This is a genomic window from Chitinophaga sancti (assembly GCF_034424315.1).
GTDB lineage: Bacteria > Bacteroidota > Bacteroidia > Chitinophagales > Chitinophagaceae > Chitinophaga > Chitinophaga sancti.
Window position 1 is genome coordinate 1,372,653 of sequence record NZ_CP139972.1, and the last position, 22,253, is coordinate 1,394,905.

The following is a 22,253-nucleotide window of genomic DNA, read 5'->3' on the forward strand; positions in this document are numbered from 1 at the left end:
AAGGTACTATAATGAGGTATAAACCTGCACATTCCCCCGCTATGAAACGGACAAAACAGGCAGTAAAACGGCAGCTTCCGCCTGGTGTTTCAAATTGTCCGGTTCGTAGTGAATGTGCTAGCCCTCCCCCCGCAGATGCGCCAACTTTGCTAAAAATTACAACAACAATGAAAAAACTACTCGTCATTTCGTTCGTACTGGCATCTGCACATTCATCCGGACAATCATTCGTACAGGGTATTGTAAGCCGGCTGAGTGTTGGGGTGAAAGCCGGTGCTAACTACAGTGATTATGTACATGCAGATTTTAAAACGGATCCATTGATTGGATTTCATGCAGGGGGAATTGTCAATTTCAGATGTACGCAGCAGTTATCTGTACAGGAGGAGTTCCTGTTTTCTTCCCAGGGAGCGAAGATAGCAGATGTAGATAGAAAAGTGTATTACCTCACTGTGCCGATCCTGTTAAAATACCGTACAAACCTTGGCTTGTATTTTGAGGCAGGTGGACAGACGGGTATGCGCCTGCACGAAGATGTGGAAGGGCTGGCTAAGCAACTGGATTTTGGCGCGGCAGCGGGCCTTGGGTATCAAAGTAAGATGGGATTGGGTTTTGGTGTGAGGTATGTAGCCGGTGTGTCAAAGGCAGGGATGAGTGGTGATTTTAGAAGTGGCGTGGCACAGGGAAGTGTGTTTTATATTTTTTAGGGGCGCAAATCTGCCCAGGGGAGGGTCTTAAGGTATTGTTGCCAGTTCGCTGTCTCATCAAATTGGTGATCTAGGTCACACTTATTTAGGTCCTAAGGGGTGAATTTTGCAGTATGAAAATGAAATTATTATTGGCTGCGCTGTTATTCATGAGCAGCGGACTTTTAAAAGCACAGAAGATGAAAATTTTATTTGTAGTGTCCAGTCATGCAACCAAGGGTAGCACTGGCGAGAAAACGGGGTATTTTTTAGGGGAAGTATCGCATCCATGGAAGGTACTGACTGACGCGGGATATGAAATTGATTTTGTGAGTCCGAAAGGCGGCAATCCACCGGTGGACGGGTTTGACCTGAACGATCCGGTGAATAAGGAATTCTGGGAGAATCCTCAATACCAGCAGAAGATTTCCCATACCATGACACCTTCCGAAGTAAATCCAAAGCAGTATGTGGCGATTTACTATGCAGGCGGACACGGCGCAATGTGGGATTTGCCGGAGAATAAAGAACTGGCGGCGATTGCAGCAAAGATCTATGAGGCAAAGGGTATAGTGGCGGCAGATTGTCACGGGCCGGCGGGATTGATGAATGTTAAGCTGAGTGATGGGAAGTACCTGATAGCCGGGAAAAAGGTGAATGGATTTTCAAATGAGGAGGAAGAGATTGTGAAACTGACGAAAGTGGTGCCTTTCCTGTTGGAGGATGAATTGAAGAAGAGAGGTGGGATTTATGAGAAGTCAGGTCCATGGCAGCAGCATGTGACGGTGGATCAGCGCCTGATTACAGGGCAGAACCCGCAGTCAGCGAAGGAAGTTGGGGAAGCGATTAAGGAGGCGTTGAAGAAATAGGTTTGGGGGATAAGGTATTTATATTTCAGGCGAATTTATAGCGCGCGCAATGGACAAGCTGAAGGAAGGAAGTGATAAAAGTGCGGATGAGGAAATAGGTTTGGATGCTATGCCGGGGAACGAAGTATTCCCATTCCCCACAAATTTATAAATAGAACAGCGGACCACCTGGTTAAAGGAAACACCCACTAACCTGAATAATGAGATAAAAGAGGCATATTTCTTTTTGTACTTTTACAAAATGGAATATGCCTCTGTTTTACGCCAGCACATCGAAGAACTGGTTACCCTCTCTGATGATGCATTTGAGATCGTGCTCAATGCCTTTGTACCCGTTTCCCTTTCCAAAAAGGAATACCTCATCAAAGTAGGGCAAAAAGTTGGCGCGGAATATTTCGTCGTCCGGGGTTGTCTGAAAACAGCCGCCTATGACGATGCAGGCAAAGAACATATCATACAATTTGCGATGGAGAACTGGTGGGTATCTGACTACCCTGCCTATGCAAAACACGGCAATGCAGAAATGGATGTACAGGCGCTGGAAGATTGTTTTGTATTATCGCTTAGCATGGAAGCCCGTGCTGCCCTGGCCCGCCAGGTACCTGAGATGCTGACCTTTTATGAAAGAAAAGCCCTAAGTGGCTACGTGGCCACCCAGAAAAGAGTCCTTTCCTTACTCAGGAATTCTGCCAAAGAGAAATATGAATTGTTGTTGGACCAATACCCGCAATTGTTTCAGCGGGTACCGAAAAAGATGATCGCACATTACCTGGGGGTATCAAGAGAAACCCTTAGCCGTTTACATAAATACGACTGATCCATTCCTTCATTACCCCGATTAAAAACAATAATTCCTCATCAGTAATAATATAAGCGGGCATCACATACATTACCTTGCCGATAGGTCGCAGCCAGGCATTGTTAGCAATAGCGAAGTCTCTAAATCCTGCCATCATGCTGTCATCCTTCAACTCGATCGCACCGATGGCTCCTACAATCCTTTTGTCAGCGATCGCAGGAGAACTTATTTTATCAAATTCAGTCTGGATAAGGGCATTAATTGCCGCAATGCGATCCAGGTAATGATCTCGTTCTATTATCTCAATACTTTTTAAAGCTACTGTAGTAGCCAGTGGATTGCCCATGAATGTAGGACCGTGCATGAGGGCCTTTTCATATGATTCTCCTAGGAAACTATTGAAGATACGGGTGGTTGCCAGGGTAGCCGCATGCCCCATATACCCTGCTGTAAGGGCCTTTCCAATAATCATGATATCTGGTGTGATCCCCGCATGTTCCGCAGCGAATAGTTTACCCGTACGGCCAAAACCGGTGGCTACTTCATCAAATACCAACAGTACATCGTATTGATCACACAGTTCTCTTGCTGCTTTTAAATATAGAGGTGAATAGATGCGGAAACCACCGGCACACTGTACAATAGGTTCAAGAATGAAACAGGCAATTTCAGTGGCATGTGCTTTTAACAAGCCTTCTAAAGCATCTATATCTTTTTGTAAAGTTGCAGTGTCTGCATGGAAACCACCCGCAGGTGTATCCAAAAAGAAACCACGGTGCAATACATCTGCAAAGGCACTGGAGAAATCGGAATCATCTCCTACTTCCATGGCTTTGAATGTATCACCATGATAGCCGTTTTTTAATGAGATGATTGAGTGCTTGCCGGTATGGCCGGTATTTTTCCAATATTGCAGGGCCATCTTGAGGGCCACTTCCACCCCTACGGATCCGCTGTCCGAATAGAATACGTGATTCAGACCAGCTGGTGCAACCGCTACCAGTTTATCGGCCAGGGCCAGTGCAGGAGGATGAGATAAGCCACCCAGCATGACATGGGAGAAATGATTGATCTGGTCAATGAGTGCGTGATTGATATCTGGATGATTATAACCATGGATCACCGCCCACCAGGAAGATATGCCATCAATGAGAATCCGGCCATCTTCCAGGATCATCTGCGTGCCATTGCCGGCTACCATGACGGGTACCTGCCCGAGGTCTCTCATCTGTTTGTACGGATACCATAATTTCATGGTGGCAAATGTAATGTATTAAAAAGATACGGGTTAGACAGCGTTGGTTAATATTGCGTTACAAAATGTAAGGCTTCCTTTCCTGCAGACCTTGAGCCAAACTCATTGCCCAAATATTCCCCTGATAGCACCCAAACAACATAAACACTTTATCCAATAAAAAAACAACCCCTGCTGAAAGAAAAAAGAGCCTGGTATGACTACCGGGCTCATTGCTTAAACCTACAACTGCGTTACACATTTTGTAACTATCAAAAAGGTATTACTGATAAATTCAAATTGATAAATGGTGTCGTATCCACTTTCCCATCAAAGAAATAATGATTCGACTTCTCCCATCTCCCATACTGCCTGTACATCACCGGCGTCCACAAGCCCGCACTCACGCCTAACAACAACAACTTATTCAGCTTATAATCTACCGCAGGCCCGGTTTTCAGATCCAATGAACTGAAGTTCGCATTCCTCGGCACATTCGGAGAGGTGAAATTGAAGAAAGATACAGATGACACCATCGTTGTTCCGAAACTGGCCCACAGATGATTATTCACCGTCTTCCGCAATGTAAGTTGCTGGGGCATGGTGATATTCAGATCAAAGCCATTTTTTAACTGTCGCTGGTACACCATCAATGGAATGACCGGCATACTTGATGTCGGGTCTATGATTACCTGTGCACCCAGCATAAATGTGGTCTGTTCCGTTTTTTTCAGCAGGAACATGCCATTGCCCATCACAGCATATTTATTAATAACGCCACCATCACCCGTGAGCAATACCAGGCTGGCCGAAGAAACGAACACCCGCCCGAACAGGGAATCTACCCTGCGGTAGGCCGTTGTCAGACCAATTGTATTCCTGGAAAGTGAGGGGTCTTTGATATCCACTCCTTTAACATCGGACAACTGGTAATTCGTACGCGCATAGTAGATAGAAGCAGTAACCATTCCCTGCCTAGCCCAGTTTTTGACCGGCAAATTGAGGAATACTTCTGTACGACGCTGTGCGAAATTTCCACTCAATAATTCACGCCCTTTGAAATTGCCTTCCAGCTGGCCCCTGCTGATGAAAGTTGTGGAAATCATAGCAGGTCGCAGGTTCGGATTCTTCAATAGCGCATCTACGATCATGGCCTTTTTGATGGAATCAACCCTGCGGAATTTTGCAAGTGAATCAGCCATGCGGGCTTTCATAGAGAGATCGCCTATATGGGGGTTCGGGAGCGAATCAATCACACGTCCACCTGCCGCAGAATCTGTCATCCTACCCACTGCAAGTACTTCACCTACGCTTCCAGGTTTCACACCCACACCACCCTTTCCATCCGCAGAATCTGTCATCCTACCCACCGCAGGTACTTCACCTACGCTTCCCTGTTTCACACCCACCGAATCCACCCCTCTCTCCCTCACAAACGCCTCCGCCAACCGCGCCCTCGCAGCCGCCCCCTGTCCATTCGACACCAGCGGCAAAATAAACAGAAATATTACACTACTAGCTATGCACTTCATGGTATGCGGGTTGCTTTTTCTTTTGTAATCTCATCTTCAGTTTATCAATTATCAGGTACATCGCCGGCACCACAAATAATGTCAGGATCATTGAACTCGTCAATCCACCAATGATCACCCACGCCATCCCATTCTTGACCTCAGAACCCGCTCCCCTGGCCATTGCAATTGGCAACATCCCCAATATCATCGCCAGTGTCGTCATCAATATCGGGCGTAAACGCTCCTCTCCCGCTTCCACCAGCGCATCTTCTACTTTCGTGCCCTTCTCTTTCAAATGATTCGTAAAGTCCACTATCAGGATTGCATTCTTCGACACCAAACCTAACAACATGATCACTCCAATGATTGAAAAGATATTCAATGTCTCCATACTCAGCGCCAGTGCCAGCAAAGCACCAATCAATGCCACCGGGATGGAGAACAATACCACAAACGGATAGATCACACTTTCATACAGCGCCACCATGATCAGGTACACTAAGAGGATCGCCGTAATTAACGCCAGCCCCAGGCTACCAAAGGCATCTCCCTGGTTCTTTACATCACCAAGGTATTCTATAGATACCCCTTCCGGCAATTTTACACCAGCCACTTTTTCTTTGATCTCTGTCGCCACCGTACCCGTAGGCCTGCCAGCCACATTCGCATTGACAGTGATGGAATTGAGGCGATCGCTGCGTTCCAGCACACTTTCACCAGTACCTTCTCTTACTTCGGCAAACTGGCTCAATACAAAACTCTGCCCATCATTATTCGTGAAAGAAAGGTTTCTTACATTACTGATATCAGACCTGTTAAACTTATCAAAGCTCACGAGGATATTATATTCATTGCCGGATTGCTTGAACTTGCTCTTGTCATTTCCACTGAACGCATTCTGCAATGCACCACCTACCTGGCTGGCATTCAATCCCAGCAATGTCATCTTCTCCCTGTCCAGTTTCACTTCTACCTGTGGCTTCGGGTCTTTGACTGACAACTGCACAAACTGTGTACCCGGCACCGTAGCTACGATCTTCATATATTGCTCCGCCACACTACGCACGTCTTTCAGGTTCACCCCCTTCACTGCTATCTGGATAGGCGCTGCACTGGCATTACCTGTGATGGAAGTCGGAGATGCCGTTATTTTCGCACCCGGCACACTGGCTGTCAGCTCCCGCTGCATCATGATCCCGAACTCCTCTGCCGTCATCGTTCTTTTCTTCGCGTCTACCAGTGTTACCGTCAGCTCCGCCCTGTTACTATTGTTCCCGGTACCCGCTACACCACCGGTCAGGAAACCGATGCTGGAAAATACCTTGTCCACTTCCGGCCTCGCCAGTACCTGTTTCTCTACCTGCCGGGTGAGCATATTCGTTTGGTAAATAGACGCATCCGGTGAAAGCTCCAGGTTGATCATCAGCTCTCCCTGGTCTCCTGAAGGAATGAAAGCAGCACCCACAAAGCCTTTGACAACCAGCATGATCGATCCAATGATGAGTATGATCACACCAGACAAGAGATAACGTTTTTTATGCAGGGAAACCCTTAATAACTTACCATAGTTCACTTTCACCACGTCAATGATATGCTCGAAACCCAGGTTCACCCGGCCCCACCAGGTATCTTTGGTCAGGTGTTCGAGTCTTCCGAAACGGCTCGCTAACATAGGCGTTACCGTGAATGATACAAACAAACTCATTAACGTAGAGATCACCACCACCAGGGAGAATTCTCTCAGGATCATTCCAATAATGCCCCCTGACAAAGCCAGTGGCAGGAACACCACCACATCCACCAGTGTGATCGCCATCGCCGTAAAGCCTATTTCATTACGACCATCCAGGGCCGCCTGCTTCCGGTCTGTTCCTGCCTCCAGGTGCCGGTAGATATTTTCCAGTACTACGATGGAGTCATCCACCAGGATCCCTACTACCAGCGAGAGCGCCATCAGCGTCATCAGGTTCAGCGAGAAACCCATCACATACATGGCAATGAAGGTAGGGATCATGGAAGAAGGCAAAGCCACCATCACAAACATAGAACTACGGAAGCTATGAAGGAATGCCAGCATCACGATGCCAACAATGATCACCGCCAATACCAGGTCTTCCATTACCGCATCCGCAGAGCGCAGGGTGTAGGTGGACTGATCAGAAGAAATGGTGAACTTTACTTTGCTGTCCTGATATTGCTTCTCAAGGGTAGCAAATGCTTTCTTTACATCACGACTTACATTCACAGCATTCGCATCAGATTGCTTTACGATCTGGATACCGATAGAAGGTAGTCCATTGATGTGGTTGATTGCTGTTGCTTTCGCTGTCGCATCTACGACCTCTGCTACATCTTTTAAATATACACTGCCACCACCAGGACGCTGTACTACGATCAGGTCACGGATCTGCGCTACCGAGGTCACGTTCGCATCGTACTGGATCGTTACCTGCTGGTTCTGCGTTTCAATACTACCCGCAGGGAATGACTGGTTCGCATAGTTCACCGCATCTGTTACCTGGTTGATAGTTATCCCATAGGCGTTCAGTTTATGCTGGTCTACGTTCACCTGGATCTCACGTTCATCGCCACCAATGATGTTCACCTGTCCTACACCGGATACGTTTTGTAAAATAGGACGCAGTTGTTTATCTACTAAGTCATACAGCGCACGGGGTGCGAGTGTCGATGTGACACCAGCTTTCACCACCGGCGCTTCCTCCAGGTTTACTTTATTCACCAATGGCTTGTCGATATCCTTTGGCAGGTCGTTCTGTGCCTGATCTGCCTTACGCTGGATATCGGCTTCTGCCTCGTCGATATTCGTACCGCTTTTGAAAGCGATCACTACCTGTGAAACGCCTTCCTGCGATTTGGACGTGATCTTATCCAATCCTTCTACTGATGCAAATTTATCTTCCAGTTTCTTCGTCACGGATGATTCCACTTCCGAAGCGGAGGCTCCTGCATAGACTGTGCTCACTGTTACAGTCGGCACTTCCATCTTTGGCAGCAGGTTATAGTTCAGGCTATGATAACATTCCAGTCCGAAAAGTATCAGCACCGTAAATATTACAAGTATTAATAGAGGCCGTTTTACGGCAATTTCTGCTATTGACATGAAGCACTGTTTTTTCTGAAATCAGGTGTGAATGCCTTCTTTCATGAATGTATTATTTTGACACACTAACAGGAGTACCATCTTTCAGGTTGATCTGACCGGAAGTAACCACGGTGTCACCTGCCTGCAAACCACCGATCACCTGCATCATCCCGCCCATTTCATTGCCGGTTTGAATGGCTTGCTGGCGTGCTACATTGTTCTTTACGATATACACAGCAGCATTCTTCGCACTCTCTGTCAGGGCTTCTCTCGGGATCACGAGCAGTTGTTCCTGCGTTTTCTTTGAGAAGTCAGCATATACGAATGTACCGGAACGGAGAATGGACTGCGTGGTATTGTCTGTCATGATCTCTACGAGGTAGTTGTGTGTCTGGTCGGCCTGCGGACTGATAAAACTAATCGTACCGGAGAACGCTTTGCCCGGGTATACATCCGTGGTGATCTTTACTTTCTGACCAGTAGCGACCTTGTATACTTCTGCTTCGGTAAGGTTCACCTGTACCTTTGCTTTGCTGAGATTCACAATGGTAGCGATCTCAGTACCTCCATTTACAAATACGCCCTGCTCTACCGGCTTCGCGCTGATAATACCACTGGTAGGCGCTTTGATGGCGGCATCTGCCATTTTCTTACGTGCCTGGTCTACCTGGTTCAGGGCAGTCTGGTAATTGTTCTTTATTTCATTTACTTTCTCCTGTGTGGCAGCTTTGCCTTTCAGCAGTTCTGTGTATGTGTCGAGGTCATTGCGGAGTTTGGCAGCATCGGTTTCTGCTTTCTGCAGTTCCAGTTGTGCCTGGCGTGTATCCGTAATGGCGAGTACCTGTTCCTGCCTTACCTGGTCGCCCAGTTCAAAGCGCACGGAAGTGAGCGTACCAGCTGTCATGGCTACAGCCTTTGCCTCTTTGAAGGGTGCGATGTTACCTGTTTTTATGATGTTGATTTCCAGCAGCTGTTCTTTGGCGACTGCTACCTTTACCGGTATCTGTACCTGGGTCACAGGAGCTGGTTTGTTCTTCTCATCCAGCTTCTTCTTATTGACAGCCAGTTTGTAAACGATCAATCCGATGATCAGTATAACGACTAAACTTACGATGTACTTCGTTTTCATATTACTATTTATAGAGCCAGGTAAAAGGTCTTGAGTGATCCACCCGCTTTTTCGAGATCGATGCGGGCGAGGAAGAAATTATATACGGAGCTCAGGTAATTGTTCTGCGCTTCTTTGAGTGAGTTCTGAGCATTGAGCCAGTCTGTCATATCCGTCGTACCTTTCTGGTATTGCAGGTTGGTGGTATTGAATACGGACTGTGCCAGTTCAATATTGCGCCGGTTATTGTCCATATTACCCTGTTCCTGGATCACTTTAGTCCAGGCATTCTGGAACTCCATGGCGTATTTACCTTCGTCTATTTTTAATTGTTCGATTGCATTCAGATGCTTGTATTTTGCCTGTGCAGATTGCGCATTGCGCTTATAAAAATCGAGAATGGGAATGTTGAGTTTGATGCCAATGGCGGAATAAGTAGCCAGTGATTTGAAAGACTCATTCAGGCTGTTACCATAACCAATAGCACCATAACGTGCATAGGCAGTGAGCCTTGGATAGATGCCGTTGCGCAGGCGCTGTTCGTCAATGGCATATAGTTTCTCATTGACCTGGGAGATGCGATAATCAACCCGGCTGGCCGCTTCAAATGTCCTGGCATCAGGGGTGGCAATAGCAAGGCCATTGAAGGACCTGGCGGCTTCGGTACTATCTACTTTGATGGTATCTGTGAGCGGGTAGCCCATTTCATACTTGAGCTGGTTGTAGGATAAGGTCAGGTTGCTTTCGGCTACATGTATTTTAGATACGGTGTTGTTATAGTCCACCCTCACCTTGTCCAGTTCTTTTTGCAGCACAGTGCCTTTATCTACCTGCAGCCTGGTGATGTCCATCTGTTCGTGGTAGTTATCCAAGTTGGTATGCAGGATCGCTAACTGTTCCCTGTATACGAATATCTGAGCAAAGGCGCTGCTGATATTATAGATGATCGTTTCGTTGTTTTGCTGTACGTTCAGTTCTGCAGATTCCTTATTGTATTTGTTCGCCTTGAGGCCGGTGAGGAGAGACTGGTCAAAGATGGTCTGGTCCAGCTGCGCCATCGGGTTGGTATTGAACTTCTTGGTGAACGCAACACGAATATCCTGGTCTCCGAAAATCCCGGCAGGGATCACTGTTTCCTGTACTTTCAGGTTATCATCGATAGAGCCCTGGATACTTACGCCTGGCAGGTAAGCGGCCAGTGCTTCACGGGCTTTGGCATCTGCAGCCTTCTTTTCATTGGCATATACCACATTGCTACGATGGTTTTTTAAACCGTATTCAATGCAGCCCTTCAGTGTCCAGTTATCCTGGGCGTAAGCCGTGCCAGTGATCAACATTAGTACTGCTACAAGTAGTTTCTTGTTCATCATATAGAACAAAACTACTTAGTGCCACACAGCTATTATTTTAAATATGAATGAATGGAACAAATCAGTAAATGAAATGTGCAAAATGGGAAATGAAGTGTCATTGCTCTATCCAGCGCAGGAAGTCCTGTGCTTTCAGCCGGCTGACGATGATCTTCTCCGGCGTTTTACAATTCGTCCTGATGGTCAGTCTGCGGTTGAAATAATGCTCGATATCGGTGATGCTTTCGCGGTGCAGGATGAATTGCCGGTTGGCGCGGAAGAAGTCATTGCGGTTCAGCATGTTCTCCAGTTGGTCGATGGTGTATTGAACCGTGTAGTCCTGCCCGGTACGGGTATGTAATGTCACTACCCCATTGGCGGCATGTATAAAGGCGAGGTCGGCAACCTTCACGGGCACCATCTTTTCCCGGTAGTGTACGAGAATGGTTTGCCGGTAGGCGTTTTCCACCTGGGTCATGGCCTTGTTCAGACTTTGCTGGTAGGTGTTGTAATGATCTTTGATGCGGTGAAATTTCTTCAGACTTCTTTCTACCACTGCTTCTTCCAGTGGTTTCAGCAGGTAGTCGATACTATTGGATTCAAAGGACTGGATAGCGTACTGGTCAAAGGCAGTACAGAAGATAATGGGCGCATTGACAGCTACTTCGCGGTAGATCTCGAAGCAGAGGCCATCGCCTAACTGGATATCAGAGAATATCAGATCCGGTGCCGGGTTTTCCCTGAACCAGCGAATGGCGGAGGCAACAGAAGGCAATACTTCCAGGATGCAGATCCCGCTGTCAATGCTGGTAAGGATGTCTTGTAGTTCCCTGGCAGTTTTACGCTCGTCTTCAATGATAATTACGTTCATGGCTTATCTCTTCAGTGATAATAGCGATCATGACTGATGACCGGTAAATGTACGGTAAAACTATTTTCGGTATGCACTATCGTGATCTGCTTATCAAACAGTAGCTGGAAGCGTTCGTTGATATTCTGCAAACCTAAGCGGGTACTCTCTACGGGATACTTTTTAGGTTGTAGTGTATTGCTGACCGTGACGGTTTCATTTTGTATAAAGATCTTGATCAGCAGGGGCATTTCTGGCGAAAGCGCATTGTGCTTGATCGCATTTTCGATCAGGAGCTGAATGGCCAGGGGTGGTATCAGGTAGGAATGATATTGCTCCGGAATATCGATCTGTACTTTCAGATCGCCTTCGAAACGCTGATAGAGAATATATAAATAGGAGTCGATAAAGTTCAGTTCATCGGCGAGTTTCGTGACTTGCTGTTCGTTGATGTTCAGCAGGTAGCGGTATACGTGTGAGAGCTGTACGACGAAGTCTTTGCTGCCTTTATCGTGGGCGATATGTTTGAGTGTACTGAGGGAATTGAACAGGAAATGTGGGCTGATCTGTTGTTGTAAAGAGAGCAACTGTGCACGGAGGTGTGCCTGTTTGAGGTGCTCGTTTTCCAGTTGCGCTTTTTGTAGCATGATGCTCACTGCCAGGGAACTCCATACGATGTGGCAAATCATACTGATAAAGAATGCACCAATGATGATGCGCAAAAAATCGGCGTAGGTGTTGTGAAATACGTTGTCTGTAAATATAAACCTGCGCGGCACCAGCATAACTGACAAGTAATTGAGGAAGCAGGCGACAACCATACCAGCGGCTATCCGCACGATAGGGCGGAGTTGTTTGCTAACGTTTTTGGGTTCGTGTAACCTGAGATAACCATGTACCATCCAGCTACAGAATATGGTGCCTGTTACCATAGCAAAGTACTGCAGGAAGGCCCGGTAATCCTGAACGTGAAAATCGTTAAGCCTCATCAGGATGGTTCCCCCGGCGAGGATGAAAATCATGATGAAACACCATTTTAACTGGTATGCGTGTGACATCTGCAAATGTACTTACAAAATATTCGCGGAGGAAGGTTCCGGTGATCAAATGCGCATAATCGGGCCTGAAGTGCACGATGGGGAGAAATGAAATGAACAGGAAGCTGTATCAAAAGTAATTTGAAGGCATTGAGGATTTCAGCAACCAAAATTCTCACCACCCGGTACCCGAAGTAAATCCGGGTAATCTTACTTTTGATACACGCTCCTGGAGCGGAGGGCCACCTTTCAACTAATACTCCTGTTTAGTAGGGCGATACAACACTTCATTGATATCGACATCTTCCGGCTGGTTGATGGCAAATGCAACGATGCGTGCAAATGAATCGGCAGGGATGGCCACATCCTGGTAGAATTTCTGGATGTTCGCAGCGAAATCCGGTTCTACAACACTCTGCGGCAGTTCGGTATCTACGGCACCCGGAGAGATGATGGTAGTGCGGATATTATACGGTTTTACTTCCTGCCGCAGCCCTTCGGAGATCACTCTTACGGCATGTTTGGTAGCGGAGTAAACCACGCCGCCGGCACGAACTTTATGGCCAGCCACGGAAGATACATTGATGATATGACCGGATTTCTGTGCCTGCATGTAAGGCAATACGGCAGCAATGCCATAGAGTACACCTTTGATGTTTACATCGATCATCTGATCCCATTCTTTGATTTTAAGACGGTCCAGTGAGGATTGCGGCATGAGGCCGGCATTGTTGATGATGACATCTACCCTGCCAAAGGTGTTGACAGCTTCGTCTACGAGATGTTTGACCTGGTCAGCATTCGTAACATCAGTTTCGATGGCCAGTGCCTGACCGCCTTTGCTGATGATTTCCTGCGCAAGACTTTGAATACGGTCTGCGCGACGGGCGCCAAGGATGACGATGGCGCCTTCTTCACTTAATAAACGGGCGGCGGCTTCACCCAGGCCACTGCTGGCCCCTGTGATGACAATTACTTTATTCTTCATGACATTATTGATTATAGTGTTCATTGGTAAGCTGTTCCATTATCTTATTCTTTATGATATTATTGGCGATACTGGTGATCGGTAAGCTGTTCCATTATCTTATTCTTTATGACATTATTGGTGATCGGTTACCGGCTCCATTACCCCATCCTTCATAACATTATTGATGATACTGTTCATCCGTTGCCTGCTCCATTACCCTATTCCTCATAACATTATTGGTGACACTGGTGATCGGTTACCTGTTCCATTACCCCATCCTTCATGACATTATTGATAATACTGTTCATCCGTTACCTGCTCCATTACCCCATCCTTCATGACATTATTGACTATACTGTTCATCCGTAACCTGTTCCATCCAGTCTACCGGGGAACCGTTCAGTTTTTCCTGTATCGCAATATGACTCATGCCGGTGGTAGCGGTGGCACCATGCCAGTGTTTCTCGCCAGGGGCAAACCAAACCACATCACCGGGATGAATGTTTTCCCGGGGTCCACCTTCTTTCTGTACCCAGCCGCAACCAGCAGTCACGATCAATGTCTGACCCAGGGGGTGGGTATGCCATGCGGTGCGGGCACCGGGTTCGAAAGTGACCAGGGCCATGGCTACGCGGGCAGGATCGGGTGGATTGTTTAAAGGATCGATTCTAACGGAGCCGGTAAAGTAATCGGCCGGGCCTTTCCCTGATGGCTGAGTGCCAGTTCTGATGATTTCCATGACTGTTCTAACAATTTTTCAGGACACAAAGTTATGGCAGGGCGGGATAAGGGCTGAATGATATTCAAATAGATAGTTAAGGAAATCAAACTGCGGGCCTTCCAACCCAGATTAGCGGCTCAGCAAGGAGGGTGACCGCAGTATTTCCCGGGGATAACCCGTAGATAACCCGCCTCTTTAAAGATGCGGGATAAAGGCGGCTTATAGGCGGGTTATCTGCGGGTTATCTGCGGGATATCTCCCCTTTTTAGCTGTCTTAAAACAGGGCACAGTCAGCAAAAGGACCTGTAGGAGAATCTACCTTTTGAAGGATAGGAATTTCAAAATATCATATGCCTCCCATTTTAATCATTTGTTTAAATCAATAATTTAACTTTACTTTGTACCATCATGGAAGATAAGAGCATTTCAACGGAAGAAAAGATCAAAGCAGCCGCCAGGACTATTTTCACCAGGAAAGGGTATGCGGCTACCAAGACCCGTGATATTGCCGAAGAGGCTGGGCTGAACCTGGCCTTATTGAATTATTACTTCCGCAGCAAGGAAAAGCTGTTCGAGATCATCATGGCCGAAAACCTGAAGAAGCTATTCGGCATCCTGGCTCCGATCCTCAATGATAGCAGCAAAACACTGGAAGAAAAGCTCGCCAGCATGGCTGCCAACTATATTGACATGCTCTTTCAAAACCCGGACCTGCCCTTATTTGTGCTGAGTGAACTGAGGCAAAACCCCGGCTGGCTAAGGGAAACCCTGCATGTAGATAATTATGTGCTCGGCTCCCACCTCATGGTCCAGTTAAAAGAGAAAAAACCGGCCATCGACCCGGTCCAGTTCCTGATGTCATTCCTGGGCATGCTGATCTTCCCATTTGCCGCCCGGCCTATTTTGCAGGGCACCGCAGCGATCGACGATGCACAGTACAACCAGCTGATGGAAGAACGCAAAAAGCTGGTTCCCATGTGGATGAAATGCATGCTTGAATAAGCTGCATTTTTTTTGCCCCGGCCTTAATCATTTGATTAAATAATGTGTTTAAATATGAAATACTACCTCCTGCTCCTATTGTTTTCGCTGCCTGCACGGGGGCAATTGACGCTGCCCGATTGCCATCGGCTGGCGGAACAACACTATCCCCTCGCGAAAAGGTATGACCTGATCAGCAAATCGGCAGCCTACACCATCGACAACCTGAACAAGGGATACCTGCCGCAGTTCTCCGTAAACGCCCAGGCAAGCTATCAGTCTGCCGTAACACAGGTACCCATTAGCATCCCGGGCATCAACATCCCCACGATGAATAAGGACCAGTATAAGGCCACCGTACAGCTGGACCAGGTAATTTATGACGGCGGGGAAATTGCCACCCAAAAGGCCCTTCAAAAGAGCAATGAGCAGGTTTCCCGCCAGCAATTGCAGGCAGACCTCTATGCGCTCAAAGACCGTATTAACCAGCTCTATTTCGGCATCCTGCTGGCAGATGAACAACTGCAACAAAATGAGCTGATGCTGGCAGATCTTAAACTGGGCCTCAAAAAAACGCAGGCAGCATTGGACAATGGAACGGCTTTTCGCAGTAATGCAGATCTGATCAATGCAGAAATTCTCTCCACTGAACAACGCAATATTGAATTAACCAGTAGCCGGGAAGCCTATGCACGCATGCTCTCCCTGTTCATCGGGCAGCCTGTGGACACACTTGAAAAACCCGCAGCACTAACCATCAGCGACAGCATTCACCGCCCGGAACTGCTCTCTTTTGACGCCCAGCAAAGCACCTTATTGCTACAGCACCAGTTATTGAAAGTAAGCACCCGGCCTAAAGTTGGGTTTTATATCCAGGGAGGCTATGGCCGCCCGGGATTGAATATGCTGGATAATAGTTTCCAGGCTTATTACCTGGGAGGGGTCCGCCTCAGCTGGTCGCCTTCTGCATTCTATACCTTGAAAAAGAAAAGGGCGCAGCTCCTCGTGAACGAACAGGAAATAGCAGTGCAAAAAGAAACCTTCCTGTTTAATACAGCCGTGACCGTGCAACAGGAGTCTGCTGCGGTGAACAAATACCAGCAATTAATGAGTGCTGATGAAGCAATCATCAAACTACGCAACCAGGTTAAAACCGCTGCCATTGCCCAACTGGAGAATGGAGTGATCACCGGCAATGATTTCCTTAAAGAAGTGAATGACGAAAATCTGGCCAGACAAAATAAGTCGCTGCATGAAATGCAATGGCTGCTCTCACAATATAATCAACAAACGACAACAGGTAATCTATGAAAAGCAATCTCACTATACTGATATTAGGCCTGGCTGCCATCACAGCCTGCAATAACAAAGAAGCCGCTTACGACGCATCCGGTACTTTCGAAGCAGTAGAAACCATCGTGTCTGCGGAAGCATCCGGCAATATCAAAACACTCGATATTGAAGAAGGACAGGTGTTAAAAGCCGGCCAGGTTGTGGCGTATATCGACAGCGTTCAACTCATCTTAAAGAAAAAACAATTACAGGCACAGGTGAGTGCTGTCCTCAGCGGAAGACCCGATATCTCTGCGCAGACAGCTGCCTTGCAGGAACAACTGAAACAGGCTGAAAGAGAAAGAGACCGCACAGAGAACCTGCTCAAAGCAGATGCCGCTACCCGCAAGCAACTGGACGATGCGGTGTCACAGGTGGCCATTGTCAAAAAACAAATCGCTGCTACACAATCTTCTCTTGGCATTACCACTGCCAACCTGAAAGATCAGACAGCTCCACTGGAAGCACAGATCCAACAGATCGATGACCAGCTGCAGAAATGCAGACTGACGAACCCTGTTGACGGCACCGTGCTCACCAAGTATGCCGAAGCAGGTGAAGTAACCAGCCCAGGCAAAGCCATATACAAGATCGCCGCCCTGAATACAATCATTTTAAGAGCTTACCTCACAGGCGATCAGTTGCCCCATGTCAAAACCGGCCAGCAGGTAAAGGTATTGGTGGATGATACAAAAGATGCTTATAAAACCTATACTGGTACCATTGAATGGATCAGCAATAAAGCAGAGTTCACACCCAAGACCATTCAGACCAAAGATGAAAGAGCCAACCTCGTTTATGCAATCAAAGTGCGCATTAACAATGATGGCTATCTGAAAATCGGGATGTACGGAGAGGTAAAACTATAAGGTATGGATGCTGTCATCGTAAATGGAATACGTAAAGTATACCAGGATAAAACAGCAGTGGATGATGTATCCTTTGCTGTAAAAAAAGGAGAATTGTTTGGCCTGATAGGTCCGGATGGCGCGGGCAAGACAAGTATCTTCAGGATGCTGACGACCCTCCTGCTGCCGGATGGCGGATCTGCCACTGTAGATGGTTTGGATGTAGTCAAAGACTACAAGGCCATTCGCAAACTGGCGGGTTATATGCCGGGAAAATTCTCGCTGTACCAGGACCTGACAGTGGAAGAGAACCTGAACTTCTTTGCCACTGTATTCAAAACCACGGTCAAAGAGAATTACGATTTGATTAAGGACATCTATATACAGATCGAACCCTTCAAAAAAAGAAGGGCAGGCAAACTATCCGGTGGTATGAAGCAAAAGCTGGCCCTGTGCTGTGCGCTGATCCACCGTCCTACGGTATTGTTTTTAGATGAGCCTACGACAGGCGTAGATCCTGTATCCAGGAAGGAATTCTGGGAAATGCTGCGCAAACTGAAGGAACAACAGATTACGATTATTGTATCTACCCCTTATATGGACGAAGCAGATCTGTGTGACAGGATTGCCCTGATCCAGGATGGAAAGATCCTGTCTATCGACACACCGGCGGCTATTGTAGCGGCTTTCCCGGATCAGCTATATGCCGTCAAAGCAGACCAGATGCACCGGTTATTGAAGGTACTGCAGGGGTCTGCACTTGTAAAAAGCAGTTATGCTTTTGGTGAATATGCGCATGTGACCTTTGATGGAGACCTGCGGCAGGAGCTGGATGCACAGGGGCTTACAGGCATCGAAATACAACCCACACCTGTTACTATTGAGGACTGTTTTATTAAACTCTTAAATGAAAAACAGTGATCGAAACAGATAAACTAACCAAACGCTTTGGCGATTTCGTTGCCACCAATGAGATCACTTTCGAAGTGGAGAAAGGTGAAATATTCGGCTTTCTTGGTGCCAATGGTGCAGGAAAAACTACCGCTATGCGCATGCTTTGCGGGCTCTCTATTCCCAGCTCTGGCAATGCGACCATCGCAGGATTCGATGTCTACAAACAAACAGAACAGATCAAGCAAAACATCGGGTACATGAGCCAGAAGTTCTCGCTGTATGAAGATCTGACGGTAGCAGAAAACATCCGCTTCTTCGGTGGTATTTATGGCCTGAGCAATCAACAGCTAAAGACCAAAAGCCAGCAACTCATTCATGACTTAGGTCTTGAAAAAGAAGCGAAGAAACTGGTCGGTTCCCTCCCACTCGGCTGGAAACAAAAACTGTCTTTTTCTATTGCTGTATTACATGAACCGAAGATCGTTTTCCTGGATGAACCAACCGGGGGTGTAGATCCTATTACCCGCAGGCAGTTCTGGAACCTGATCTATGATGCGGCCGACAGGGGTGTGACGGTTTTTGTGACCACCCACTACATGGATGAAGCAGAGTATTGCAACCGCATTTCTATCATGGTGGATGGGCGGATCAAAGCCCTGGATACACCCCGCAATTTAAAGAACACTTATCATGCAGAAAGCATGGATGAAGTCTTTTACGCGCTGGCCCGCAGTGCTAAACGTAGCGAATGACATGAAACAGTTATATACTTTTATCAGGAAGGAATTTGCCCATGTATTGCGAGACAGGAAGACACTCCTGATCCTCTTTGGCCTGCCGATCGTACAGATCCTCATCTTTGGTTTTGCGCTGACGAATGAAGTCCGCAATGCGAAGATCGTGATCTTTGACCAGGCACAGGATGTGGCTTCGCAACAACTGATCAGTAAGATCAAAGCCAGCAGGTATTTTGATATAGCCTATGCCGTGATGGACCGGGCAGGTATTGAAGCTGCTTTCAAAAAAGGCGATATCCGGCTGGCGGTCATTTTCCCGCAGGGGTTTAACAATGATTTGCTACATGCACATCATGCGCAGATCCAGGTGATCGCGGATGCGGCAGATCCGAATACGGCCACTACGCTGACCAGTTATATCACTTCGATCATACAGGACTACACGGCGACGCAGGAGCCCTACCAGATCTCGCCGCAGATCCGGTTCCTGTATAACCCGCAACTAAAAGGTGCGCCGAACTTTGTACCGGGTGTGATGTCACTCGTACTCATGCTGGTATGTGTGATGATGACAGCTGTTTCGATCGTGCGTGAAAAAGAAACAGGAACCATGGAAGTCTTGCTGGTATCGCCTTTTAGTCCGCTGATGGTGATCATTTCCAAAGCCATCCCTTACCTGCTGCTTTCACTCATCAACGTGACGACGATTTTGCTGCTCAGCACCTTTGTATTGCAATTGCCTATCAACGGAAGCATCCCTTTACTCTTTGCAGAAAGTACCTTATTCATCATCACCTGCCTCACACTGGGCATCTTTATATCAGTAAAGACCAATTCACAGCAGGTAGCCATGCTCATTTCCCTGATGGGAATGATGCTGCCTACCATCCTCTTTAGCGGCTTTATGTTCCCGGTGGAGAACATGCCCCTCCCCTTGCAGCTGATCAGCAATGTAGTGCCTTCTAAATGGTATTACAATATCGTAAAGGCAATCATGATCAAGGGGCTTGGATTCTCCGCCATCTGGAAAGAGACCCTGATCCTGGCAGGGATTACAGTGGTACTATTATTCGTGAGCTTTAAAAGTTTTAAAATCAGGTTATCATGAGAACGATCCGGTTTTTATTACAAAAGGAATTCAGGCAGATCTTCCGCAATCGTTCCATTCTGATAATGGTACTGTTCATGCCTGTGATGCAGTTGTTTATCCTGCCATTGGCGGCGAATTATGAAGTAAGGAATATAAACCTGGCCATCATTGACAATGACCACTCTTCCTATTCGCAAAAACTGATCAGCAAGATTACGGCTTCGGGCTACTTCAGGCTGACGGGTTATGTGTTTTCATATAAGGAGGCCCTGCATTTAATTGAGCAGGACAAAGCAGACCTTTTACTGGAGATACCACATGGTTTTGAAAGGAACCTGGTCAGGAATAATCATGAGCAATTGTTTGTAGCGGTCAATGCGATCAATGGTACCAAAGCCAGTCTGGGCGGGGTATACCTGAGCAATGTGATCCGGGATGACAACAATGAGATCCGTTTACAACTGGTAGCACCGGCACGTTTTCAGTCACAACCAACAGTGGAGATTGCAACGTCTAACTGGTATAATCCTTACCTCGACTATCACCTGTTTATGGTACCGGGTATACTCGCTGTGCTGGTAACGATGATTGGCGGCTTTCTAACGGCATTGAATATAGTAAAAGAAAAAGAGGTGGGCACTATTGAGCAGATCAATGTAACGCCTATTAAAAAGCACCATTTCATACTGGGTAAGCTGATTCCATTCTGGGTACTGGGGAACGTGGTATTTACCCTTGGCCTGATTGTAGCCAGGGTGGCCTATGGCATTGTGCCGGCGGGGAATCTCTTTCTCCTGTATAGTTTTATCTGGGTGTACCTGCTGGCGGTATTAGGGTTTGGTCTCCTGGTATCTACTTATTGCGATACGCAGCAGCAGGCGATGTTCATTATGTTTTTCTTCATCATGATCTTCATTTTAATGGGAGGGCTCTTTACTTCAATTGACAGTATGCCTGACTGGGCACAGGTGGTGACACGATTCAACCCGGTGAGTTATCTCATCGAAGTGATGCGCATGATTGTACTGAAAGGTAGTGGCGTGCGGGATGTACTGCCTAAACTGGGTGTGATATTGTGTTTTGCTTTTGTGCTGAATACCTGGGCTGTGCTGAACTACCGGAAGACTAATTAAAAGGATCGGAGAAGCGCGGATCACTGGTAAATGTAGAATCGGTAAGCATGTGCAGGAACGAGATGATATCAGATTTATCTGTAGCAGAAAAGGTGAATGGGCGTCTTAGAAAGGGAGACAATGTAGCAGAAGATATGATGTGCTCATTGTAATGATCCAATACTTCTTCAAGGGTCTTAAAGCGGCCATCATGCATATAAGGAGCTGTGAGGGCGATATTGCGCAGACTGGTCACCCTAAAATTGCCTTTATCCCCTTCCAGGTCTGTGAGGGTACGGCGGCCTTCATCTTTAAAAAGGCTATCCAGGCCATTGTTGGCAAACAGGTTGCTATAGGTCTTTGGTCCGCCATGACAATGGCTGCAGGCGCCGCTATAGAACAGGTCTATACCATGTTGTTCGGCAGGACTCGGTTTGTATGTGCCTTGCAGGTATTGATCATAGCGGGAATGATCAGAGATGAGTGTGCGTTCGAACTGGGCGATGGCTTTTACGATAAGATCACCAGTAATGCTGTCTTTGCCAAAGGCTGCTTTAAAAAGGGGTTTGTAAGCAGCTAGTTTGGGGATCGTGGTTTCCAATGGCTGGCCCATCTCATGCGCGCTGGTCATGGGTACCAGGGCCTGTTCTTCCAGGGAGCTGGCGCGTCCATCCCAGAAATAGTATTTCACCCACAGCATGTTTTCAATGGCCATGGTATTGCGGGGCTGCAACGTACCATCGTGGCCCAGGCTGAATGTCTTGCCATCAGTAAAGGCCAGCTTTTGCTGGTGGCAGGTACCGCAGCTCATTTTATTATTTGCAGAGAGGCGGGTGTCATAAAACAGGCGCCTGCCTAATTCGACACCTTCTATCGTCGTTGGGTTATCTTCAGGCTGGAATACATTGCCGCCAAAATAGGCCGGGTAGTCGATATGATAAGGCCTGGGGCCGTTAATGCAAAAGAGCCCGATGACAAAACCGGTTATGAGGAATAATGCTTTCATTCATTTGCAGATG

The 22,253-nt window shown here is 47.2% G+C and carries 20 protein-coding genes; 10 read left to right on the forward strand and 10 right to left on the reverse strand.

Features of this window, described 5'->3' with window-relative positions:
• The first annotated feature begins 167 nt into the window (after window positions 1–167).
• The 3 genes from U0033_RS04985 to U0033_RS04995 all read left to right on the forward strand — a co-directional run bounded on the left by U0033_RS04985 (window position 168) and on the right by U0033_RS04995 (window position 2,372).
• On the forward strand, window positions 168–707 hold the full coding sequence (locus tag U0033_RS04985; RefSeq protein WP_072363686.1) for a porin family protein: 540 nt from the start codon (window positions 168–170) through the stop codon (window positions 705–707).
• Between the two features lie 113 nt (window positions 708–820).
• Window positions 821–1,555 (forward strand): type 1 glutamine amidotransferase domain-containing protein, encoded by a 735-nt coding sequence (locus U0033_RS04990; protein WP_083571713.1) that lies wholly within the window; start codon window positions 821–823, stop codon window positions 1,553–1,555.
• 241 nt (window positions 1,556–1,796) lie between these two features.
• Entirely contained in the window at window positions 1,797–2,372 is a 576-nt protein-coding gene (locus U0033_RS04995) for a Crp/Fnr family transcriptional regulator (RefSeq protein WP_072363685.1), read from the forward strand.
• Here U0033_RS04995 and bioA read toward each other — a convergent pair.
• The 9 genes from bioA to U0033_RS05040 all read right to left on the reverse strand — a co-directional run bounded on the left by bioA (window position 2,347) and on the right by U0033_RS05040 (window position 14,258).
• Window positions 2,347–3,609: an adenosylmethionine--8-amino-7-oxononanoate transaminase gene (gene bioA, locus U0033_RS05000; RefSeq protein ID WP_072363684.1), complete on the reverse strand. Its 1,263-nt coding sequence runs from the start codon at window positions 3,607–3,609 to the stop codon at window positions 2,347–2,349. The genes U0033_RS04995 and bioA overlap by 26 nt on opposite strands.
• Before the next feature lie 251 nt (window positions 3,610–3,860).
• On the reverse strand, window positions 3,861–5,120 hold the full coding sequence (locus U0033_RS05005; RefSeq protein WP_072363682.1) for a DUF6268 family outer membrane beta-barrel protein: 1,260 nt from the start codon (window positions 5,118–5,120) through the stop codon (window positions 3,861–3,863).
• Window positions 5,104–8,223 (reverse strand): efflux RND transporter permease subunit, encoded by a 3,120-nt coding sequence (locus U0033_RS05010; protein WP_072363681.1) that lies wholly within the window; start codon window positions 8,221–8,223, stop codon window positions 5,104–5,106. The genes U0033_RS05005 and U0033_RS05010 overlap by 17 nt, the downstream gene beginning before the upstream one ends.
• 52 nt (window positions 8,224–8,275) lie before the next feature.
• Window positions 8,276–9,334, reverse strand: coding sequence for an efflux RND transporter periplasmic adaptor subunit (locus U0033_RS05015; RefSeq protein ID WP_072363680.1), 1,059 nt, complete (start codon window positions 9,332–9,334; stop codon window positions 8,276–8,278).
• Window positions 9,335–9,342: 8 nt separating this feature from the next.
• Window positions 9,343–10,683, reverse strand: coding sequence for a TolC family protein (locus U0033_RS05020; RefSeq protein ID WP_245801830.1), 1,341 nt, complete (start codon window positions 10,681–10,683; stop codon window positions 9,343–9,345).
• Between the two features lie 97 nt (window positions 10,684–10,780).
• Entirely contained in the window at window positions 10,781–11,533 is a 753-nt protein-coding gene (locus U0033_RS05025) for a LytR/AlgR family response regulator transcription factor (RefSeq protein ID WP_072363679.1), read from the reverse strand.
• 11 nt (window positions 11,534–11,544) lie between these two features.
• Entirely contained in the window at window positions 11,545–12,534 is a 990-nt protein-coding gene (locus U0033_RS05030; protein WP_177318677.1) for a sensor histidine kinase, read from the reverse strand.
• A gap of 268 nt (window positions 12,535–12,802) precedes the next feature.
• Entirely contained in the window at window positions 12,803–13,537 is a 735-nt protein-coding gene (locus tag U0033_RS05035; RefSeq protein WP_218164072.1) for an SDR family oxidoreductase, read from the reverse strand.
• A 325-nt stretch (window positions 13,538–13,862) separates the two neighbouring features.
• Window positions 13,863–14,258, reverse strand: a complete 396-nt coding sequence (locus U0033_RS05040; RefSeq protein WP_072363677.1) for a (R)-mandelonitrile lyase — start codon at window positions 14,256–14,258, stop codon at window positions 13,863–13,865.
• Window positions 14,259–14,648: 390 nt separating this feature from the next.
• Between U0033_RS05040 and U0033_RS05045 the strand changes: the two genes are divergently transcribed.
• Genes U0033_RS05045 through U0033_RS05075 form a run of 7 tightly spaced genes read left to right on the forward strand, consistent with a single transcriptional unit; the run spans window position 14,649 to window position 21,255 of the window.
• On the forward strand, window positions 14,649–15,242 hold the full coding sequence (locus U0033_RS05045; RefSeq protein WP_072363676.1) for a TetR/AcrR family transcriptional regulator: 594 nt from the start codon (window positions 14,649–14,651) through the stop codon (window positions 15,240–15,242).
• A 54-nt stretch (window positions 15,243–15,296) separates the two neighbouring features.
• The gene (locus U0033_RS05050; RefSeq protein ID WP_177318676.1) at window positions 15,297–16,532 is read left to right on the forward strand and encodes a TolC family protein; all 1,236 of its coding nucleotides are present in this window, start codon (window positions 15,297–15,299) and stop codon (window positions 16,530–16,532) included.
• Complete coding sequence (locus U0033_RS05055) at window positions 16,529–17,422, forward strand: HlyD family secretion protein (protein ID WP_072363674.1); 894 nt, start codon at window positions 16,529–16,531, stop codon at window positions 17,420–17,422. Before U0033_RS05050 ends, U0033_RS05055 begins: the two co-directional genes overlap by 4 nt.
• Before the next feature lie 3 nt (window positions 17,423–17,425).
• Window positions 17,426–18,322, forward strand: a complete 897-nt coding sequence (locus tag U0033_RS05060; RefSeq protein WP_072363673.1) for an ABC transporter ATP-binding protein — start codon at window positions 17,426–17,428, stop codon at window positions 18,320–18,322.
• Complete coding sequence (locus tag U0033_RS05065) at window positions 18,319–19,047, forward strand: ABC transporter ATP-binding protein (RefSeq protein ID WP_072363672.1); 729 nt, start codon at window positions 18,319–18,321, stop codon at window positions 19,045–19,047. The genes U0033_RS05060 and U0033_RS05065 overlap by 4 nt, the downstream gene beginning before the upstream one ends.
• 1 nt (window position 19,048) lies before the next feature.
• Window positions 19,049–20,140, forward strand: a complete 1,092-nt coding sequence (locus U0033_RS05070) for an ABC transporter permease (RefSeq protein WP_072363671.1) — start codon at window positions 19,049–19,051, stop codon at window positions 20,138–20,140.
• Entirely contained in the window at window positions 20,137–21,255 is a 1,119-nt protein-coding gene (locus U0033_RS05075) for an ABC transporter permease (RefSeq protein ID WP_072363670.1), read from the forward strand. The genes U0033_RS05070 and U0033_RS05075 overlap by 4 nt, the downstream gene beginning before the upstream one ends.
• Here the strand turns inward: U0033_RS05075 and U0033_RS05080 are convergent.
• Complete coding sequence (locus U0033_RS05080) at window positions 21,248–22,240, reverse strand: cytochrome-c peroxidase (protein ID WP_072363669.1); 993 nt, start codon at window positions 22,238–22,240, stop codon at window positions 21,248–21,250. The two genes, U0033_RS05075 and U0033_RS05080, sit on opposite strands and share 8 nt — an antisense overlap.
• Window positions 22,241–22,253: the final 13 nt, after the last annotated feature.

Coding starts and splice junctions, on each gene's coding strand:
- U0033_RS04985 (WP_072363686.1), top strand. CDS start 168: ATGAAAAAACTACTCGTCATTTCGTTCGTACTGGCATCTGCACATTCA.
- U0033_RS04990 (WP_083571713.1), top strand. CDS start 821: ATGAAAATGAAATTATTATTGGCTGCGCTGTTATTCATGAGCAGCGGA.
- U0033_RS04995 (WP_072363685.1), top strand. CDS start 1,797: ATGGAATATGCCTCTGTTTTACGCCAGCACATCGAAGAACTGGTTACC.
- bioA (WP_072363684.1), bottom strand. CDS start 3,609: ATGAAATTATGGTATCCGTACAAACAGATGAGAGACCTCGGGCAGGTA.
- U0033_RS05005 (WP_072363682.1), bottom strand. CDS start 5,120: ATGAAGTGCATAGCTAGTAGTGTAATATTTCTGTTTATTTTGCCGCTG.
- U0033_RS05010 (WP_072363681.1), bottom strand. CDS start 8,223: ATGTCAATAGCAGAAATTGCCGTAAAACGGCCTCTATTAATACTTGTA.
- U0033_RS05015 (WP_072363680.1), bottom strand. CDS start 9,334: ATGAAAACGAAGTACATCGTAAGTTTAGTCGTTATACTGATCATCGGA.
- U0033_RS05020 (WP_245801830.1), bottom strand. CDS start 10,683: ATGATGAACAAGAAACTACTTGTAGCAGTACTAATGTTGATCACTGGC.
- U0033_RS05025 (WP_072363679.1), bottom strand. CDS start 11,533: ATGAACGTAATTATCATTGAAGACGAGCGTAAAACTGCCAGGGAACTA.
- U0033_RS05030 (WP_177318677.1), bottom strand. CDS start 12,534: ATGATTTTCATCCTCGCCGGGGGAACCATCCTGATGAGGCTTAACGAT.
- U0033_RS05035 (WP_218164072.1), bottom strand. CDS start 13,537: ATGAAGAATAAAGTAATTGTCATCACAGGGGCCAGCAGTGGCCTGGGT.
- U0033_RS05040 (WP_072363677.1), bottom strand. CDS start 14,258: ATGGAAATCATCAGAACTGGCACTCAGCCATCAGGGAAAGGCCCGGCC.
- U0033_RS05045 (WP_072363676.1), top strand. CDS start 14,649: ATGGAAGATAAGAGCATTTCAACGGAAGAAAAGATCAAAGCAGCCGCC.
- U0033_RS05050 (WP_177318676.1), top strand. CDS start 15,297: ATGAAATACTACCTCCTGCTCCTATTGTTTTCGCTGCCTGCACGGGGG.
- U0033_RS05055 (WP_072363674.1), top strand. CDS start 16,529: ATGAAAAGCAATCTCACTATACTGATATTAGGCCTGGCTGCCATCACA.
- U0033_RS05060 (WP_072363673.1), top strand. CDS start 17,426: ATGGATGCTGTCATCGTAAATGGAATACGTAAAGTATACCAGGATAAA.
- U0033_RS05070 (WP_072363671.1), top strand. CDS start 19,049: ATGAAACAGTTATATACTTTTATCAGGAAGGAATTTGCCCATGTATTG.
- U0033_RS05075 (WP_072363670.1), top strand. CDS start 20,137: ATGAGAACGATCCGGTTTTTATTACAAAAGGAATTCAGGCAGATCTTC.
- U0033_RS05080 (WP_072363669.1), bottom strand. CDS start 22,240: ATGAAAGCATTATTCCTCATAACCGGTTTTGTCATCGGGCTCTTTTGC.